Origin of the sequence: Microbacterium sp. NPDC058342, assembly GCF_042723935.1 — a bacterium.
In the GTDB taxonomy this organism is placed as follows: Bacteria; Actinomycetota; Actinomycetes; order Actinomycetales; family Microbacteriaceae; genus Microbacterium.
The window spans coordinates 1,786,527-1,804,421 of the sequence record NZ_JBHXID010000001.1 but is presented as its reverse complement, the minus strand read 5'-3'; the positions used below and the strand labels follow the sequence as shown (position 1 = coordinate 1,804,421).

Here is a 17,895-nt window from a genome sequence, read left to right as displayed (position 1 = left end):
CCGGTCGAGCGGGACGTCAGAGCTGCGGCACGCGGACCATGACCTCCTGTGCGACCGACGCGAGCAGTTCGCCGTCGCGGCTGTGGATACGGCCCTGTGCGAGACCGCGCCCGCCTCGCGCGTTCGGCGACTCCTGCACGTAGAGCATCCACTCGTCGACCCGGCCGAAACGGTGCCACCACATCGCGTGGTCGAGGCTCGCGACCTTCAGCCCGGGAGTCTGCCAGGTCACCCCGTGACGGCGCAGGATCGACTCCTGAATCGTCATGTCGCTGAGGTAGGCGAGGGCGGCACGATGCAGACGGGGATCGTCGGGCAGTGGCGCGCGCATCCGCATCCACACGGCCTGCTGGGGAACGCGTTCGCCGTGCACCTCGAGGAACAGCGGACCGCTGATATGACGGATGTCCGCCGGGCGTTCGGCGAGCAGACGGCCGGTGATCGGATGCACGGCGCCGATCAGCTCGTCGTCGGACGGGACCTCGTCGGGGTCGGGGATCCCCTCCGGGAGTCCTTGCGCATGCTCGAGCCCCGGATCCTCGTCCTGGAAGGAGGCGATCATCGAGAAGATCGGCACACCGCCCTGGTACGCCTGGGATCGCCTGGTCGAGAAGGAGCGGCCGTCGTGGATGCGGTCGACCGCGAACGTGATGCCCTCGGTCGCGTCGCCGGGGCGCAGGAAGTAGCCGTGCATGGAATGCACGATGCGGTCCTCGGGAAGGGTGCGCTCGGCGGCGATCAGCGACTGCGCGAGCACCTGGCCGCCGTAGACGCGACCGGTGGGCATCGGATGCGAGACGCCCGTGAAGATGTCCTCGGTGGTCCGCGCCTCGGAGTCGTCCAGGTCGAGCACTTCGAGAAGCGCGGCAATGGATCGGCTGGCGTTCTCCACGGCGGTCATCAGGCTAGTTTAGAAGGAGTGACCAGACCTCTCGTTCTCGCCGACGCGCTCACCGCTCGCGATGTGCTCACCTTCACCGGCCGTGCCGCCACAGCGGCACCCGACGGAGTGCGCCTGCAGGCGCAGGCAGGCGTGCTGGCGATGACCGCCGCGGCGCTCGCACCGCAGGGCCTGTTCGATCAGACCCCCACGATCCTCGCGATGCGCATCGTGCGAGCGGATCCCGAGCTGAGCTGCGACATCGTCGTGGACTCCTTGTCCGCAGGAGAGGCCGATGACGAACTGCTGCTGCCCGACGTCGGTCGTTCACCGGCATGGGCCGGCGTCTCCCCGCCGCGCGGGGGCTGGGAGCACGTGGGGGAGCTCACCGCGGCTGCGATCGACGAGCGAGCGCAGTGGGGCATCTCCGCCGTGGCGCACGGCAGTCCGGCGGGGGCCGGGGAGGACGCCGTGCGTGCGCTCAGGGCCCGCGTCTGGGGCGAACCCGACGAGGAGCTGCTCGGTCTTCCCCGAGGGGTCGCCTTCGCCGCACACGCCTTCGGCTTCGTCGCATCGAGGCGCGATGCGCGCTCCGCGGACCCCGACGGCGAGCGCGTGCGGGTCACCCGTTCGGGCCGCTGGACCCGGCTGGCGTTCGCACGGGGCCACGTCCTGAGCCGGGGACCGGCGGCGAACGGACTCACCGCCGTGCGGCAGACCGGTTCGCCCTAGAGGAGAGCCGTTCGCCCTGGAGCGGACCGGCCCGACGCGCCTATTCCTCGTCGTGGTCGGTCTCGAGGAGCTGCTGAAGGCGGTCGAGCACCGACTCGGCGTCCTCACCCGACGCGGTGAGCGTGACGGTGTCGCCGTGCCCGGCGCCGAGCGCGAGGACCGCGAGGATGCTGGCCGCATTCGCGGGTCGCCCCTCGCCCTTCGCCACCGTGACGGGCACACCCGCGTCGCGGGCGGTCTCGGCGAACAGCTTCGCGGGGCGGGCATGCAGCCCCTGCGCCGATGCGATCGTGATGGTGCGGGACACTTCGGTCATGGTGTTCCTTCTCGAAGGGATCGGATCGGGACCGCGCCGACGCGCGATCCCGATCCGGGAGATCAGCGGGTCGTGGTCTTCTCGGCGAGGTAGGCGTCGCGTGCGGCGCCCGGCACCCAGCCGCCCTCGACGACCCTGCGCTGCCAGATCGATGCGGCCAGCACCAGCACCACCGCGATGACGATGCTCAGGATGACGCCGAGCGCCGCCGGACCCATCACGCTCACGCCGATGAGCGTGCCGAACCAGCCGAAGTCCGCGTCGCCGAACGTGCTGTTGGCGAAGCCGAATTCGCCCATCACCAGGAGAAGGACGGCCGGGAGGACGGTGATGATGATGCCGTTGACGAAGCCGCCGACGGCGGCGCCGACGCGTCCACCCGCCGCGTTGCCGAAGACGCCGGCGCCACCGCCGGTGAAGAAGTGCGGCACCATTCCCGGCAGGATCAGCGCGAGGCCGAACATCGGGTTCAGCCAGACGGCGAGCAGCACCAGCGTGAACAGACCGCCCGCGAACGAGCTGATGAAGCCGATGAGCACGGCGTTCGCGCCGAACGGGAAGACGATCGGGACGTCCAGCGCCGGCTTCGCACCGGGCACGACCTTCTCGGCGACGCCCTGGAACGCCGGGACGAGCTCGCCGAGCACCGTGCGCACGCCGAACAGGATGACCGCGACACCCACGCCGAACTGCAGCGCCTGCGCGAACCCGGCCATGACCGCCGCGCCGCCGTCGGCGCTGCCGAGCGTCTCCAGCGTCGCGTCGTGCTGAGTGATCAGTCCCCAGACGACGAAGACCAGGTAGATCAGCACCATCGAGATCGCGGTGGCGACCATGGAGTCGCGCAGGAAGCTCAGGCCCTTGGGGAACTTGATCTCCTCGGTGGAGCGACTGCGCCGGCCGACGGCCTGCCCCACCGCTCCGGCGGCGATGTAGCCCGCGCTGCCGAAGTGCCCCATGGCGATCGTGTCATCGCCGGTGATCTTCTTCATCCACGGCTGTGCGAAGGCGGGCATCACCACCATGATCACGCCCAGCAGCAGGGCGCCGATGAGGACGACGAGCCAGCTGAGCTCCTCGCCGAAGCCGACGGTCAGCACCACGGAGATCATCAGCGACATGAAGACCATGTGGTGGCCGGTGAGGAAGATGTACTTCAGCGGCGTGAAGCGCGCGAGCAGCAGCATCACGACGAATCCCAGAACGAGGACGTACGCGCTGGTCGCGCCGTACTTCTCCGAGGCGATCGCCGTGATGACCTCGTTGGTGGGTATCACGCCCTGCGCTCCGGTGACGGAGAGGATGAGATCGCCGAGCGGCGACAGGGAGGCGACCACGACCCCGGCGCCCGCGCCGAGGATCAGGAAGCCGAGCGTCGCCTTCAGGGCACCGCCGACGACCTGACCCGCACTGCGCCGCAGAGCGATGAGGCCGATCGCGGTGATGATGCCGATCAGATAGGCGGGGACGTTGAGGATCTGCTGTCCGATGAAGTTCAGGACGACGACAAGCCACTCCATTGCGGCTCCTTTACGAGTGGGAGGGTGGGATTACTTCTGGAGGAACTGCGAGAGCTTCTCGGTGATCTCGGACACGTCGGTGAAGTTGTCGATGACGATCACCTCGGTCGGGACCTCGCCGATCTCGTCGACGAGCTCAGCAGATGTGAGCACGAGATCCGACATGCGCGCCGCGCCGCGCGCCGTGCCGATGTCGGCGGCTTCGACGTCCGCGTCCACATCGAGGGCGCGCAGCGCCTTCTCGGCGTTCATCTTGAGCAGCACCGAGGTTCCGATGCCCATGCCGCACACTGCAACGATCTTCATTTCGTCTCTTCCTCTCGGATCGGGTCGTGCTCCGGTTCGGCGCCGAGGGCGGCGCGCACCGCTGAGGGACTGTCGGCGGCCATCGCCGCGGCGAGAACCGCGTCGTCGGCGAGCACGCCGGCCAGTGAGGACATGGCCTCGATGTGGGCGTCGTGATCCAGAGCCGCGAGACCCACGACGAGTCGCACGGGATCATTCGCCTCGCTCCCGAACTCCACCGGCTCGGCGAGACCGACCCAGCTGAAGCCCGTGGCCAGCACCGCAGGGGAGGGCCGCGAATGCGCGAGGGCGAACCCCGGCGCGATCACGATGTAGGGCCCGAGACGCTCGATCGCCTCGATCATCTCCTGTGTGTAGGCGTCCGTCGTGACACCCTGGGCCACGAGGCCCTCGCCGGCGAGGCGCACGGCGTCGCGCCAGTCCGTCGCATGAGCTCGGGTCCGGATCGCGGACTCCGGTAGATGGTCGGCGAGCGTCATCGATGCCTCCTTGCTGAACGCGGTGACCGTGCGCACCTGCTGCGTCCACTTTTGCATATTTCTATACGAAAGCAACAGTCCCGAATGCGCGCCGCTCCCGACGATGTCAGCGCCGGGTCAGCTCGCTGATCCGGTCCTGATCGAAGAGCGCGTCGAGGGCGAGCGCCGAGCCGCCTCGCACACCGGCTTTGTCGGCGAGCCGGGATCGTTCGACGACCAGTCCCTGGCGGGAGTACGGGTGCGCAGCGCCGAAGAGGGCGCGCCGGATCGCGCCCACGTACGGGTCGCCCGCTTCGGCAAGATTGCCCCCGATCACGACGGCCGAGGGATTCAGAAGCCCGACCGCGTCCGCCAGGGCGTAGCCGATCGTCTCGCCCGCTTCGCGCAGCAGCCTCGCGGCCTCCGGATCCCCGGCGTTCGCGAGGGCGACGATCTCGGCGCTGGTGCGCACGCTCGCACCGCTCTCGGAGAGGTCGTCGCGGATCGTGCCTCCGCTCGCCACGGTCTCGAGCCTGCGCAGCGGGTCGCTCATCCGGGCGCGCAGGGGAGCGCTGAGTTGCCCGGCGCCACCCCGGCTGCCTCGGACGATCGAGCCATCCAGCACGAAGGCGCAGCCGACGCCGATCCCCGACTTCACGACGATGAGATCGCGGAACTCGGGCCAGCCGAAGCGGGCTTCGCCCAGAGCCAGGATGTTCACGTCCCGATCCACGGCCACGATGACGTCCGGGTCGAGGTCGACCAGGTAGTCGGCCACGAGCACGCCGTCCCAGCGCGGATCGAGCTGCGGGCTGCCCAGCCGGCCGGTCCTCGGATCCACCGGGCCGGGCACACCGATGCCCACGCCCCGGACGTCGGCGAGTGGGCGCCCGAGGCGGCGGAGCAGGAAGTCGAACACCTGCCTGGACCAGCTGAAGATCTCCTCGGGTCCGTCGAAGAGCCCGATGTCGGCCTCGTCCTCGCTCAGCACGGAGCCTTCCAGATCCGTGATCGCCACTCGGGTGTGCGAGCTTCCGATGTCGATGGAGAGGATCAGGCCCAGGTCCCGGTTGATCGCGAACTCCTCGCGGGGGCGGCCGCCGCCGCTCGCGCGGGAGCCCGCGCGGACGATGAAACCCGCGTCGAGCAGCTCCTCGAGACGGCGCTCCAGGGTCACGCGGGACCAGCCGAGGGCGTCGAGCAGATCACGTCGCGTCGTGCACGCGCCGGATCGTATGAGGCCGAGCACGACGCCAGATCCCGTCGCCGAGGTGTGTGCCATCGCAGCCCCCTGTGTCTCGCAAAGATGGATTGACTTATGCCTACTTCTATACCAAAGTAGCGGCATGGTCGCCTCCCCATCTTCCTCCATCCCCGCTCAGGGGCCCGAGCACGGCCTGATCCGTGGCGCGCGCGATCGCATCGAGGCCCGCGCCGTCGCCGCGGCGATCGCCCTGCCCGCCGTCGCGGTGCAGAACAAGGGGCACGGACACGCGGGAACGGCGATGGCGATGGCTCCCCTCGCGCACGTGCTGTTCCAGCGCGTGCTCCGCCACAACCCGCGCAACGCGACGTGGGCGGGGCGCGACCGGTTCGTGCTCTCGGCGGGGCATGCCAGCCTGCTCCTGTACACGCAGCTGTTCCTCACCGGGTACGACCTCGGCATCGAGGACATCGCGGCGAGCCGGACGCTCGACGCACGCACGCCCGGACATCCGGAACTCGGCCACACCGACGGGGTGGAGATGTCCACCGGCCCGCTCGGACAGGGCGTGGCGAGCGCGGTGGGACTCGCCCTCGCCGCCCGCCGCGACGAAGCGCTGCACGGCGCGGGATCAGGCCTGTGGCGCCCCACCGTCTTCGTGCTCGCCGGTGACGGCTGCCTGCAGGAGGGGGTGTCCGGCGAGGCGTCCAGCCTGGCCGGAACGGTCGGCCTCGACGACCTCGTCCTCATCTGGGACGACAACCGCATCACGATCGACGGGGGCACCGACGAGGCGTTCAGCGAGGACGTGCGCGCCCGCTACCGTGCATACGGCTGGCGAGTGCTGGAGGTCACGGACTTCCAGGACCTCGGCGAGATCGAGCGGGTGCTGAGCCAGGCGCGCGAGCGCACGGGCGCGCCGACGCTGGTGGCCGTGCGCAGCGTCATCGGCGCGCCGGCACCGCATCGTGCCGGCACCCCGGCCGCGCACTCCGGCGGCTTCGGTGAGGACGAGGTGGCGGCGGTGCTCGACGCACTCGGATACCCGGTCGACACCGCGCTCGACGGACTGGTCGACGACGAGATCCTCGGCTTCACGCGCGACGCGATGCGGCGCGGGGACGAGCTGGAGCGGGAATGGAACGTCGCACGCGAAGCGTGGCGGGCGGAGCATCCGGAGCGTGCGCACGCACGCGAGCGACTGGAGCGCTCCTCGGCCCGCCCTGCCGTGCTGGGTGCGCAGGCACCGGATGCCGATGAGCCGCGCCGCATCCTCGCCGGACTGACGCCGCCCGAGGAGGGGACTGCGGTCGCCACGCGCAAGGCCAACGGCCGCGTCATCCGGGCGCTGCAGACGTGGGGAGGGCTCTGGGGCGGATCCGCCGATCTCTCCGAGTCCACGAGCGTCGCCGTCCCGGGCGCCGCGGTGTCGGCGGCGAACCCGGGAGGCGAGTTCATCGCCTTCGGCATCCGGGAGCACGCCATGGCGGCCGTCCTCACGGGCATCGCGCTGCACGGGCTGTGGCGGCCGTTCGGCTCCACCTACCTCGCCTTCAGCGACTATCAGCGGCCGAGCATCCGCCTGGCGGCCCTGATGGGCGCTCCCGCCGTCTACGTCTACACGCACGACTCCGTCGCCGTGGGCGAGGACGGGCCCACGCACCAGCCGGTCGAGCAGATCGCGTCGCTGCGCACCGTGCCCGGGCTCGCGGTCATCCGGCCGGCGGACTCCGCGGAGGTGTTCGCGGCGTGGCGTCGGCTGCTCACGGAACCAGAGGGCCCGGCGGCGCTCGTCCTCTCCCGCCAGGACCTGCCGACCCTGCCGGGCGGCGAGGCCGCCGAGGCGATCGAGCGCGGCGGCTACGTGCGCTGGCAGCACGGCTCCGGCGCCGACCTCGCCCTGATCGCCACCGGCAGCGAGGTGCATCTCGCGGTCGGAGCCGCGCGCATGCTCGCAGAGGACGGCGTCGCGGTGCGCGTGGTCTCGATGCCGTGCGTGGAGTGGTTCGCCGCCGCAGGCGCCGCCTGGCAGGAGAGCGTCCTGCCCGCGAGGCTGTCGGCGAGGGTCGCCGTGGAGGCCGGCCGCGGCGACGGCTGGTACCGCTGGGTCGGCCGCGACGGACGAGTGCTCGGCATCGACGGCTTCGGCGAATCCGGGACCGGTGCCGCGGTGATGCAGCGTCGCGGGATCACTGTCGAGCGTATCGTCGCGGAGGCACGGGATGCCCTCGCTCAGCGCGCGGCGGCGCGTCCGGCCTGACGGCCCGAGAACAGGCATCCGCCCAGGAAGGTGCCCTCCAGAGCGCGGTACCCGTGCACGCCGCCGCCCCCGAAGCCGCTGGACTCACCGGCCGCGTACAGCCCGGGGATGGCGGAGCCGTCGGCGCTGAGTGCACGACCGTCGAGGTCGGTCTCGATGCCCCCGAGCGACTTGCGCGTGAGCACGTGCAGCTTGACCGCGATCATCGGCCCGGCCGCGGGATCCTGCAGGCGGTGCGGGGGAGCGGTGCGGATCAGCCGGTCACCGCGGTACGCGCGCATCGAGCGCAGCATGGCGATCTGCGCGTCCTTGGTGAAGTCGTTGCCGATCTCCCGATCACGGGCGACCACCTCGCGACGCACCCGATCGATCTCGAGCAGGTCGCCGCCGGGCATCGCCTGCATCCTCGCCAGCAGCGTCTCCAGGTCGTTCTCCACGATGAAATCGGCGCCCTCGTCGAGGAAGGCCTGCACGGGACCGGTCGGCCCCTTGGCGAGTCGTGAACGCAGAAGCAGCGCGAGATCCTTGCCAGTGAGATCCGGGTTCTGCTCGCTGCCGGAGAGCGCGAACTCCTTCTCGACGATCTTCAGCGAGGTGACGAACCAGGAATGGTCGTGTCCCGTCGTGCGCAGGTGCGCAAGGGTGCCGAGCGTGTCGAAGCCCGGGTACAGGGGCACCGGCAGTCGCTTGCCCGTCGCGTCCAGCCAGAGCGACGAGGGGCCGGGGAGGATGCGGATGCCGTGCGCGGGCCACACCGGGTCCCAGTTCGCGATGCCCTCCACGTAGTGCCACATGCGGTCGCCGTTGATCAGATGCGCCCCGGCACTCGCCGAGACCGCCTGCATGGAGCCGTCGACGTACGCGGGCACGCCGGTGAGCATGTGCCGCGGCGGCGATCCCAGCCTCGCGGGCCACGCAGCGCGTACGAGATCGTGGTTGCCGCCGATCCCGCCGGAGGCGACGATCGTGGCATCCGCTCCGATCTCGAACTCGCCGACCCTCTCGCGCGAGGTCCGAGACCCGCGCGGCGCGTGGTCCGGCGCCAGCATCTCGCCGCGCGCACCGGTGACGGCGCCGTTCTCGACGACCAGCTCCGTGACCCGGTGACGGGGCAGGATCGTCACGCGACCCGCTGCCTCGCCGGCTTCGACGGCGCCCACGAACGGCGCGACGATCCCGGGGCCCGTGCCCCAGGTGATGTGGAAGCGCGGCACCGAGTTGCCGGGACCGATGGCGCCGCCGCCACCGCGCTCGGCCCAGCCGACGACGGGGAAGAAGCCGACCCCGTGGCTGCGTAGCCAGCTGCGCTTCTCACCGGCGGCGAAATCGAGGTACGCCTCGGCCCAGCGCCGGGGCCACGTGTCCTCGGGTCGGTCGAATCCGGCATTGCCGAACCAGTCCTGCGCCGCCAGCTCCCGCGAGTCGCGGATGCCCATGCGCCGCTGCTCCGGCGAGTCGATGAGGAACAGCCCGCCGAACGACCACCACGCCTGCCCGCCGAGGTTCGCGCGCGTCTCCTGGTCGACGATCGTCACCCGCCGTCCCGCCGCGAGAGCCTCGGAGGCGGCCACGAGCCCCGCCAGCCCCCAGCCGATCACGAGGACGTCCGTGGTAGCGGGGCGGGGGGTGTTCGTCATGAGGTCTCCGTCGACTCCGATGCGGCCTTGTGCTCGAGCGTGGTGCGGCCGCCCGCGGCGGGACCGATTCCGGACGGCTCGAATGTGTTCACCATGGCATATGCCGCGCGCTCCAGGTAGTCCCACAGCGTCGCGTCGTGCAGCGGCGAGAGCTGCGCCTCGTCCAGCGCCGTGCGCATGTGCTGCAGCCAGCGGTCCCGGGCATCCGGATCGATGTGGAAGGGAACGTGCCGCATCCTCAGTCGCGGATGGCCGCGATTCTCCCCGTAGGTCGTCGGACCGCCCCAGTACTGCGCGAGGAACCAGGTGAGACGCTCGGCGGCGGGACCGAGGTCCTCCTCGGGATACATCGGCTTGAGGACGGGATCGAGCGCGACCTCGCGGTAGAACACGTCGACGATGCGCCGGAACGTCGCGTGGCCGCCGACCTCGTCGTAGAACGTCATTTCGCGCCTCCGTCCTGATCTCCGGACTTCTTGCGCCGCCAGATGCCGCGTTCGATGACCGGCGGCACGCCGGTGACCGGGTTCGGGCGCGTCTTCGGCGGATTGGCGCCGCGCACGCGCCGGGCGCCGTCGAGACCGGAGAGGGTGACGGATGCCAGGCGGGGGATGAGCACGTCCTTCTGCGTCAGCGCCTCGCGAAGACGGCGGCGCAGCTCCTGCGCGACGTCGTCCATCGCGTTCGCCCGGGTCTTGATCACCACGCGGACCACGAGGGCGTCCCCGTCGATTGACTCCAGGCCCCACACCTCGGGGCGCTCGATGATCCGGGTGCGCCATTTCGGATCCTTCGCCAGGCCCTGCGCGGTCTCCAGCAGCGTCGACTCCACGACCTCCAGGTCTGCGTCGGGCTGCACGCCCAGGTCGACGATCGCCCGCGCCCAGCCCTGGGACATGTTGCCGATGCGGGTGACCTCGCCGTTGCGCACGTACCAGAGCGTGCCGTTCACGTCGCGCACCTGGGTGATGCGCACGCTGACGTACTCCACGACGCCGGATGCCAGTCCGAGATCGACCACGTCGCCGATACCGATCTGATCCTCGGCCACGAGGAAGAGTCCGTTCAGCACGTCCTTGACGATGTTCTGCGCCCCGAAGCCGAGTCCGGCGCCGACAGCGGCGGTCAGAAGGGTCAGCGAGCCGAGCAGATCCTTGTTGAGGTGATTCACGATCAGCACGATCGCGACCACGACGAGGATGACGTTGACGATGTTCTGCAGGATCGTGCCCAGCGTGCGCGTGCGCTGCACGAGGCGCATGTCCGCCAGGGGCGAGCGCTCCAGCGCCTGCGTGTCGTCGACCTTCGCCTTGGACTTCGCGCTGTCGACGATGCGCTTGACGACGCGCCGGATCACGATGCGCAGCAGGAGCGCTGCGATCGCACAGGCCGCGATGATGATCGCGATGTTCAGGATGTTCCAGCCGACGTCTCGCAGCACGCTGAGGACGGTGTCCCAGGTGGTCGCATCTGCGGCGGCGGCATCGGCGGCGGAGGGGATGTTCATCACCTCGATGTTACCGAGCCGTCCTCAGCGCTCACTGGGCGCGCCACGCCGGAGCGGGTCGCCGTGATCAGTCCTCCGCGTCGCGGGACTGCGCGGCGAGCGCGCGCTCCACATCGGCCAGGTTCTCGTGCACCAGACGGCGCAGCGCCGGGGCGGCATCCTGGTTCGAGGACAGCCAGGCGCGAGTCGCGTCGCGCAGCTCGACGCTGGCGAGGGAGCGGGGGAACAGGCCCACGATCAGGTAGTCGGCGATCTGATAGGTCCGGCCCTCCCAGATCGGGACGAGCATCTCGAAGTACTTCGGGATGAAGTCGGCCAGAACCTCGACGCCGGACGGATGCACGAAGCCCAGCGCCGCGGCGCGGACGATCGTGTTGGGCAGGTCGGCGTTGTCGATCAGCGATGACCAGGCGATCTGCTTGGCCTCGGCGGTCGGCAGGGCGGCGCGGGCCTGTGCGGCGAACTCGGCGCCCTTCGAGGTGTTGTCGGCGGCGAGAGCGCCGTCGATCGTTGCGGCGTCGGTGGCACCCGCGGCCGCCAGGCCGATCAGCAGCAGCCAGGAGAGGTCGGCGTCGATGTCCAGTCCGGGCAGCGTCTCCTCGCCGGAGCGCAGGCGCCCGACGATGCCGGCGTGCTCGGGGGTGACGAGCGTGTTCGCGAAGGCGGTGACCAGCTGAAGCTGGCTGTCGCTGCCCGCCTCGGCCTGCTGTGCCAGCGTCCACAGCCCGTCGGCGACCTTCTCGCGGGCAGCGGAGCGGCGCTCGGGCGCGACGTAGCTCGCGGCGGCGAGCTGGAGCTGCGCGAGGGTGGTGCGCACGGTGGTGGATTCGGTCTCGCGGCCGATGTTGCCCAGCACCAGGTCGATGTAGTCGGATGCCGCGCTCTCGGCGTCTCGCGTCTGGTCCCATGCGGCGCCCCAGACCAGCGAACGGGCGAGCGGGTCGCGGATGTCGGCGAGGTGCTCGATGGCGGTGGCGAGGGACCGCTCGTCCAGCCGGATCTTCGCGTAAGCCAGGTCCTTGTCGTTGAGCAGCACCATGTCGGGCCTCTTCATGCCCTGCAGCTCGGGGATCTCGGTGCGGTCGCCGTCGACGTCCACCTCGACGTGGTGCGTGCGCACGAGCGCGTCGCCGTCGAGGTCGTAGAAGCCGATGCCCAGCCGGTGCGGGCGGATCGTCGGGTAGTCCGCCGGAGCGGTCTGCGTCACGGCGAAGCGCGTGATCGCGCCCGAGGCGTCCTCGGCGATCACCGGGGCGAGGGTGTTGACGCCGGCGGTCTCGAGCCATTTCTTGGCCCAGCTCGTGAGCTCGCGACCGCTCGTCGCCTCCAGCTCGGTGAGCAGGTCGCTCAGCTCGGTGTTGCCCCAGGAGTGCTTCTGGAAGTACTTGCCGACGCCGGCGAAGAAGGCATCGATGCCCACCCAGGCGGCCAGCTGCTTGAGGACCGAGCCGCCCTTGGCGTAGGTGATGCCGTCGAAGTTGACCTGCACATCCTGCAGGTCGTTGATCTCGGCGACGATCGGATGCGTGGAGGGGAGCTGATCCTGACGATACGCCCAGGTCTTCTCCATGGCGTTGAACGTGGTCCAGGCCTCGGTCCACTCGGTGGCCTCGGCGGTCGCGATGGTCGAGGCCCACTCGGCGAACGACTCGTTCAGCCACAGGTCGTTCCACCACTTCATGGTGACGAGGTCGCCGAACCACATGTGTGCCAGCTCGTGCAGGATCGTGACGACGCGGCGCTCCTTGACGGCATCCGTCACCTTGCTGCGGAACACGTAGGTCTCGGTGAACGTCACCGCACCGGCGTTCTCCATCGCACCCGCGTTGAATTCCGGGACGAAGAGCTGATCGTACTTCGCGAAGGGGTAGGGCACGCCGAACTTCGATTCGAAGTAGGCGAAGCCTTCGCGCGTCTTGTCGAAGATGTAGTCGGCGTCGAGGTGCTGCCACAGGCTCTTGCGGCCGTAGACGCCGAGGGGGACGACCTGCCCCGAGGCGCTGGTCAGCTCCGAGAACGTCGCCTCGTAGGGGCCGGCGACGAGCGCGGTGATGTACGAGGAGATGCGCGGCGTGGGCTCGAAGCCCCAGGTGGCGGTGGTCCCGTCGTCGTGCACGATGGGCTCGGGAGTCGGGGAGTTCGAGACGACCTTCCACGCCGCCGGTGCCGTCACGGTGAACTGGAAGGTCGCCTTGAGGTCGGGCTGCTCGAACACGGCGAACACGCGCCGGGAGTCCGGGACCTCGAACTGCGAGTACAGGTACACCTCGCCGTCCACGGGGTCGACGAATCGATGCAGCCCCTCGCCGGTGTTCGTGTACAGGCAGTCCGCGTCGACGATGAGCACGTTCTCGGCCTGCAGGTCGCTCAGGGCGATCCGCGAGTCGCGGAACGCCTCGGTCGGATCGATCTGCTCGCCGTTGAGCGAGATCTCGCGCACGTCGCGGGCGATCAGGTCGATGAAGGTGAAGCTCCCGGGCGTGGCGGTGAAGCGCACGACGCTTCGTGAACCGAAGACCTCGGCGCCCTTGGTGAGATCGAGCGAGACCGCATAGGAGTGCGTGTCGATGACGGCGCGGCGCTCCTGCGCTTCGGTACGGGTGAGGTTTTCTCCAGGCACAGCTGTTTCTCCCAGTGGTCAGGGGATGTCGTCCCGCGTCGGCACGGCTGGCGCCGACGACAACCCTGACAGCCTACGCCAGCCGTGCCGCGACGGACGCGACTCCGCAGGCTCATAGCCTCCGGTGGCAGGATCGATGCCGTGATCTCGTTCGAACCCGCCGTCGTCCCTCACGCCTCGCCCGCCGCCGCCGGGGGTGACGCGTACATCGAGCAGCCGGTCGCGTACGACGCGATCCTGCTGGCGGGCTTCGGCGGGCCCGAGGGCCAGGATGATGTGATCCCGTTCCTGCGCAACGTCACGCGGGGCCGCGGCATCCCCGACGACCGGCTGGAGCAGGTCGCCCACCATTACCGTCACTTCGGCGGGGTCAGCCCGATCAACGCCCAGAACCGCGCGCTGAAGGCCGCGCTGGAGACCGAGCTGGCGTCACGCTCCATCGCTCTGCCGGTCTACTGGGGCAATCGCAACTGGACCCCCTACCTCGAAGACGCGGTCGCCGAGGCCGCCGAGCACGGACACACCACGCTGTTGGCCTTCGCCACCAGCGCCTACAGCTCCTTCTCCAGCTGCCGGCAGTACCGCGAGGACTTCGCCCGGGTGCTGGACGGCACCGAGCACGAGGGTGTCGTCACGATCGACAAGATTCGTCCGTTCTACGACCATCCCGGTTTCGTGCAGGCCTTCGTCGAGGGCGTGCACGACGCGGTGGCCGGCTTCCTCGCCGACGGGATCGCGGCCGAGTCCGTGCAGGTGCTGTTCTCGACGCACAGCATCCCGACGTCGGACGCCGAACGCTCGGGCCCGCGCGACGTCGACTGGGGCGAGGGCGGCGCATACGCCGCACAGCACGAGGCGGTCGCCGCCTGGGTGATGGACCGCGTCGCGCGCCTGCTGCCCTCGGCCTCGGACGTCCCGTGGGAGCTGGTGTACCAGTCCCGTTCCGGCCCGCCCTCGCAGCCGTGGCTCGAGCCCGACGTATGCGACGTCATCGGCGACCTCGCCGATCGCGGCCGCACCGCCGTCATCGTCGTGCCGGTGGGATTCATGAGCGACCACATGGAGGTGCTCTGGGACCTGGACACCGAGGCCAGGCAGGCCGCCGAGGAGGCAGGGCTGCGGTTCGCCCGCACGCCCACGCCTGGTGTGTCCCCGTCGTTCGTCTCCGGCATCGTCGACCTGATCCAGGAGCGCCTGGAGGGCCGGCCCGCCGCCGACCGCGCGCACGTCACGGCGCTGGGTCCCGCGTTCGACGTCTGCCGCCCCGGATGCTGCGAGAACGTGCGCGCCGGGTTCAAGCCGGCAGCGGCCGGGATCGCACCCTGATCCTGCGCCGCGGCTGAATAGGATGGACGCCATGCGCATCCACATCGCCACCGACCACGCCGGCCTCGAGTTCTCGACCCGGCTGCAGGAGCACCTTCGCACGGCGGGTCATGAGGTCGTCGACCACGGTCCGGTGGAGTACGACGCAGTGGACGACTATCCCGCCTTCTGCATCCGCGCCGCGCAGGCCGTCGTGGTCGATCAGACCGCCGGCGTCGACGCGCTCGGCGTCGTCTTCGGAGGATCGGGCAACGGCGAGCAGATCGCGGCGAACAGGGTGCAGGGGGTTCGTGCGGCTCTGGTGTGGAACACGTCCACCGCCGAGCTCGCCCGCGAGCACAACGACGCGAACGTGATCTCCATCGGTGCGCGCCAGCACGACTACGACGAGGTGACCTCGTTCATCGACACGTTCATCGCGACACCGTTCTCGGGCGACGAGCGCCACGTGCGCCGCATCCGGCAGATCGCGGATTTCGAGCGCGACGGTTCCCTGCTGCCCGATCCGCGAGCCTGACATGCCCGAGGGTCATTCCGTCCACCGCATCGCGCGACAGTTCTCCCGGAACTTCGTCGGTCACCGGGTGCGCGCCTCGAGCCCGCAGGGGCGCTTCGCACAGGGAGCCGCGGTGCTCGACGACCGCGAGATGCTGCAGGCGAAGGCCGTGGGCAAGCAGATGTTCCTGGAGTTCGAAGGCGACACGTGGCTTCGGGTGCACCTGGGTCTCTACGGCGCGTGGGACTTCGCCGGAGACATCCTGGTCGACCCGACGATCGCCTCGGCGAACGGCCGCATGGGCCAGACGAATCAGCGCGGCACAGACCTCGAGCCGGCCGACCTCGACGAGCCGATCTTCGACGGTGCGGGGGAGAACTCCCTGGCCTCCATCGGCGCACCGCGAAGAACCCGCGTCCACGTGCGCATGTCCGAGCAGACCAGCGGGCTCGCCGACGAAGGCGAGCAGTGGCCGCCTCCGGTCGTCGGTCAGGTGCGGCTGCGACTGCTGACCTCCGCCGCCTGCGCAGACCTGCGCGGGCCGACCGCCTGCGCACTGCAGACACCCGACGAGATGCTCGCCACCGTCGCGAAGCTCGGCCCCGACCCGCTCGTGGGAGACCCGGCAGAGGGCGAGGAGCGGTTCGTGCGCATCGTGCGACGCAAGCCGACCCCGATCGCGCTGCTGCTGATGGACCAGGCCGTGGTCAGCGGCATCGGCAACGTCTACCGCGCCGAGATGCTCTACCGGGCGCGCCTCGAGCCGCACACGCCGGGGCGCGACGTACCGGAGGACGTCGTACGTGGGCTGTGGCGCGACTGGGTGCGCCTGCTCGCGATCGGCGTCGAGACCGGTCAGATGATGACGATGGACGACCTCTCGGCCGAGCAGTACCGGGCCGCGATGGCGAGCCGCGACGATCGGCACTGGGTGTATCACCGTGCCGGGCTGCCGTGTCGGGTGTGCGGCACCGAGATCGCGCTGGAGGAGATCGGGGCGCGCAAGCTGTACTGGTGCCCCTTCTGCCAGCGCTGAGCCGGATTCGGCGATTCACTCGAAGCTGAGTGCGCGCTGTGAATAGGATGGCGGGGTCTGTTCACCGATGCACGACAGGAGACGCCATGGACCTATCCGGCCTGCAATCCGTTCTCGAGAAGATCAGTTCCTGGATCTGGGGACCCTGGATCCTCATCCCGCTGCTGCTGGGAACCGGTCTGTATCTGACCATCCGCCTCGGCGGTCTGCAGTTCATCCGCCTCGGTGCCGCGCTTCGGCTCGGTCTGTTCACCCGCAAGGATGCCGGCTCCGATGGCGACATCTCGCAGTTCCAGGCCCTGACCACCGCTTTGGCGGCGACCGTCGGAACCGGCAACATCGTCGGTGTCGCCACGGCCATCGGCATCGGCGGGCCCGGTGCGCTGTTCTGGATGTGGGTGACGGGCCTGCTGGGCATGGCTTCGAAGTACTCGGAGGCGTTCCTCGGCGTCCGATTCCGCAAGACGGACGACGCCGGTGAGAAGTCCGGCGGACCGCAGTACTACCTCGAGCGCGGCATCAGGAACCGCTTCGGGAAGTTCCTCGCGCTCTCCTTCGCGGTCTTCGCGGTCATCGCCTGCTTCGGCATCGGGAACATGACGCAGGGCAACTCCATCGCCACGAACATGGAGAACAGCTTCCAGGTGCCCACCTGGGTCACCGGCGTCGTGCTCACCGTCTTCGCCCTGCTCGTTCTCGTCGGCGGCATCAAGTCGATCGGGCGCGTCACGGCCGGCCTCGTGCCGATCATGATCATCTTCTACGTGCTGGGTGCGCTGTACATCCTTATCGCCAACATCGGCGGCGTGCCCGCGGCGTTCGCGCAGATCTTCACCGACGCGTTCACCGGTACGAGCGCCGTGGGCGGCTTCGCAGGATCGGCGATCATCATCGCCGTGCAGTTCGGCGTGGCGCGCGGCATCTTCTCCAACGAGTCCGGCATGGGCTCGGCCGCCATCGCCGCCGCTGCGGCGAAGACGAGTCACCCGGTGCGTCAGGGTCTCGTTTCCATGACCCAGACGTTCATCGACACGATCATCGTCGTCACCTGCACGGGACTGGTGATCGTCACCACCGGCGTGTGGAACATGACCGACCCGGACACCGGCGAGCAGATCAGCGCAGCCCTGATGACGGGCGAGGCGTTCTCGCACGGGCTGCCCGGGGAGTGGGGGCACTACATCGTCACGATAGGTCTGGTGATGTTCGCGGGCTCCACGATCCTCGGCTGGTCGTACTACGGCGAACGCAACATCGAGCGCCTGCTCGGGCGCCGCGCGGTGATGCCGTTCCGGATCGTGTTCTCGCTGGTGGTGTTCATCGGCTGCACGGTGCAGCTCGGCGTGGTGTGGGCGTTCTCCGACGTGATGAACGGGCTCATGGCCATCCCGAACCTCATCGGCCTGCTGCTGCTGTCGGGACTCATCGCGCGCGAGACCAAGAAGTACCTCGACAACGATCCGAAGCTGCGGGCCACCACCGACGAGGTGAACGCGTTCATGGCGGGCGATGCGGCGTTCGAGGAATGGAAGACCCAGGCTATCCCGGTCGTCGACGGCAAGCGGTGAGCGGGGCGGCGGGATCGGCCGGCGCCGGT

At 69.7% G+C, this 17,895-nt stretch carries 16 protein-coding genes; 6 read left to right on the top strand and 10 right to left on the bottom strand.

Features of this window, described 5'->3' with window-relative positions; genetic code table 11:
* Positions 1-16 precede the first annotated feature (16 nt).
* Positions 17-901 carry an acyl-CoA thioesterase gene (locus tag ACFWHT_RS08385; protein ID WP_378827257.1) on the bottom strand — a complete coding sequence of 295 codons (885 nt, stop codon included), beginning with the start codon at positions 899-901 and terminating at the stop codon, positions 17-19.
* A gap of 18 nt (positions 902-919) precedes the next feature.
* Between ACFWHT_RS08385 and ACFWHT_RS08380 the strand changes: the two genes are divergently transcribed.
* Positions 920-1,612, top strand: coding sequence for a hypothetical protein (locus ACFWHT_RS08380; protein WP_378827255.1), 693 nt, complete (start codon positions 920-922; stop codon positions 1,610-1,612).
* 40 nt (positions 1,613-1,652) lie between these two features.
* On the opposite strand, the gene ACFWHT_RS08375 is transcribed toward ACFWHT_RS08380, so the two are convergent.
* The 5 genes from ACFWHT_RS08375 to ACFWHT_RS08355 all read right to left on the bottom strand — a co-directional run bounded on the left by ACFWHT_RS08375 (position 1,653) and on the right by ACFWHT_RS08355 (position 5,494).
* A complete protein-coding gene (locus tag ACFWHT_RS08375; protein WP_378827253.1) occupies positions 1,653-1,928 on the bottom strand; it encodes an HPr family phosphocarrier protein in 276 nt (91 codons plus the stop codon).
* Between the two features lie 62 nt (positions 1,929-1,990).
* Complete coding sequence (locus ACFWHT_RS08370; protein ID WP_378827250.1) at positions 1,991-3,448, bottom strand: PTS ascorbate transporter subunit IIC; 1,458 nt, start codon at positions 3,446-3,448, stop codon at positions 1,991-1,993.
* Between the two features lie 30 nt (positions 3,449-3,478).
* A complete protein-coding gene (locus tag ACFWHT_RS08365) occupies positions 3,479-3,754 on the bottom strand; it encodes a PTS sugar transporter subunit IIB (RefSeq protein ID WP_378827248.1) in 276 nt (91 codons plus the stop codon).
* Positions 3,751-4,290 carry a PTS sugar transporter subunit IIA gene (locus ACFWHT_RS08360; protein ID WP_378827246.1) on the bottom strand — a complete coding sequence of 180 codons (540 nt, stop codon included), beginning with the start codon at positions 4,288-4,290 and terminating at the stop codon, positions 3,751-3,753. The genes ACFWHT_RS08365 and ACFWHT_RS08360 overlap by 4 nt, the downstream gene beginning before the upstream one ends.
* Before the next feature lie 49 nt (positions 4,291-4,339).
* Complete coding sequence (locus tag ACFWHT_RS08355) at positions 4,340-5,494, bottom strand: ROK family protein (RefSeq protein WP_378827243.1); 1,155 nt, start codon at positions 5,492-5,494, stop codon at positions 4,340-4,342.
* Positions 5,495-5,558: 64 nt separating this feature from the next.
* Between ACFWHT_RS08355 and ACFWHT_RS08350 the strand changes: the two genes are divergently transcribed.
* Positions 5,559-7,676 carry a transketolase family protein gene (locus ACFWHT_RS08350; RefSeq protein WP_378827240.1) on the top strand — a complete coding sequence of 706 codons (2,118 nt, stop codon included), beginning with the start codon at positions 5,559-5,561 and terminating at the stop codon, positions 7,674-7,676.
* Here ACFWHT_RS08350 and ACFWHT_RS08345 read toward each other — a convergent pair.
* From ACFWHT_RS08345 to pepN, 4 genes are all read right to left on the bottom strand, one after another.
* Positions 7,649-9,313 carry an FAD-binding dehydrogenase gene (locus tag ACFWHT_RS08345; protein WP_378827238.1) on the bottom strand — a complete coding sequence of 555 codons (1,665 nt, stop codon included), beginning with the start codon at positions 9,311-9,313 and terminating at the stop codon, positions 7,649-7,651. The two genes, ACFWHT_RS08350 and ACFWHT_RS08345, sit on opposite strands and share 28 nt — an antisense overlap.
* The gene (locus ACFWHT_RS08340; RefSeq protein WP_378827236.1) at positions 9,310-9,759 is read right to left on the bottom strand and encodes a globin; all 450 of its coding nucleotides are present in this window, start codon (positions 9,757-9,759) and stop codon (positions 9,310-9,312) included. The genes ACFWHT_RS08345 and ACFWHT_RS08340 overlap by 4 nt, the downstream gene beginning before the upstream one ends.
* Positions 9,756-10,820 carry a mechanosensitive ion channel family protein gene (locus ACFWHT_RS08335; protein WP_378827234.1) on the bottom strand — a complete coding sequence of 355 codons (1,065 nt, stop codon included), beginning with the start codon at positions 10,818-10,820 and terminating at the stop codon, positions 9,756-9,758. The genes ACFWHT_RS08340 and ACFWHT_RS08335 overlap by 4 nt, the downstream gene beginning before the upstream one ends.
* 67 nt (positions 10,821-10,887) lie before the next feature.
* A complete protein-coding gene (gene pepN / locus ACFWHT_RS08330; protein WP_378827231.1) occupies positions 10,888-13,440 on the bottom strand; it encodes an aminopeptidase N in 2,553 nt (850 codons plus the stop codon).
* Positions 13,441-13,581: 141 nt separating this feature from the next.
* On the opposite strand from pepN, the gene ACFWHT_RS08325 reads away from it, so the two are divergent.
* From ACFWHT_RS08325 to ACFWHT_RS08310, 4 genes are all read left to right on the top strand, one after another.
* Positions 13,582-14,766, top strand: a complete 1,185-nt coding sequence (locus ACFWHT_RS08325) for a ferrochelatase (protein ID WP_378827229.1) — start codon at positions 13,582-13,584, stop codon at positions 14,764-14,766.
* Between the two features lie 31 nt (positions 14,767-14,797).
* Positions 14,798-15,283, top strand: a complete 486-nt coding sequence (locus tag ACFWHT_RS08320) for a ribose-5-phosphate isomerase (RefSeq protein WP_378827227.1) — start codon at positions 14,798-14,800, stop codon at positions 15,281-15,283.
* A gap of 1 nt (position 15,284) precedes the next feature.
* Complete coding sequence (locus ACFWHT_RS08315) at positions 15,285-16,298, top strand: Fpg/Nei family DNA glycosylase (protein ID WP_378827225.1); 1,014 nt, start codon at positions 15,285-15,287, stop codon at positions 16,296-16,298.
* An 86-nt stretch (positions 16,299-16,384) separates the two neighbouring features.
* Positions 16,385-17,866, top strand: a complete 1,482-nt coding sequence (locus tag ACFWHT_RS08310; RefSeq protein ID WP_378827223.1) for an alanine/glycine:cation symporter family protein — start codon at positions 16,385-16,387, stop codon at positions 17,864-17,866.
* Positions 17,867-17,895 lie beyond the last annotated feature (29 nt).

Bases quoted from the DNA above. Each gene is read 5' to 3' on its own strand.
- ACFWHT_RS08345 (WP_378827238.1), bottom strand. From the start codon at position 9,313: ATGACGAACACCCCCCGCCCCGCTACCACGGACGTCCTCGTGATCGGC.
- ACFWHT_RS08385 (WP_378827257.1), bottom strand. From the start codon at position 901: ATGACCGCCGTGGAGAACGCCAGCCGATCCATTGCCGCGCTTCTCGAA.
- ACFWHT_RS08335 (WP_378827234.1), bottom strand. From the start codon at position 10,820: ATGAACATCCCCTCCGCCGCCGATGCCGCCGCCGCAGATGCGACCACC.
- ACFWHT_RS08355 (WP_378827243.1), bottom strand. From the start codon at position 5,494: ATGGCACACACCTCGGCGACGGGATCTGGCGTCGTGCTCGGCCTCATA.
- ACFWHT_RS08310 (WP_378827223.1), top strand. From the start codon at position 16,385: ATGGACCTATCCGGCCTGCAATCCGTTCTCGAGAAGATCAGTTCCTGG.
- ACFWHT_RS08340 (WP_378827236.1), bottom strand. From the start codon at position 9,759: ATGACGTTCTACGACGAGGTCGGCGGCCACGCGACGTTCCGGCGCATC.
- ACFWHT_RS08315 (WP_378827225.1), top strand. From the start codon at position 15,285: ATGCCCGAGGGTCATTCCGTCCACCGCATCGCGCGACAGTTCTCCCGG.
- ACFWHT_RS08365 (WP_378827248.1), bottom strand. From the start codon at position 3,754: ATGAAGATCGTTGCAGTGTGCGGCATGGGCATCGGAACCTCGGTGCTG.
- ACFWHT_RS08370 (WP_378827250.1), bottom strand. From the start codon at position 3,448: ATGGAGTGGCTTGTCGTCGTCCTGAACTTCATCGGACAGCAGATCCTC.
- ACFWHT_RS08320 (WP_378827227.1), top strand. From the start codon at position 14,798: ATGCGCATCCACATCGCCACCGACCACGCCGGCCTCGAGTTCTCGACC.
- ACFWHT_RS08375 (WP_378827253.1), bottom strand. From the start codon at position 1,928: ATGACCGAAGTGTCCCGCACCATCACGATCGCATCGGCGCAGGGGCTG.
- ACFWHT_RS08350 (WP_378827240.1), top strand. From the start codon at position 5,559: ATGGTCGCCTCCCCATCTTCCTCCATCCCCGCTCAGGGGCCCGAGCAC.
- ACFWHT_RS08360 (WP_378827246.1), bottom strand. From the start codon at position 4,290: ATGCAAAAGTGGACGCAGCAGGTGCGCACGGTCACCGCGTTCAGCAAG.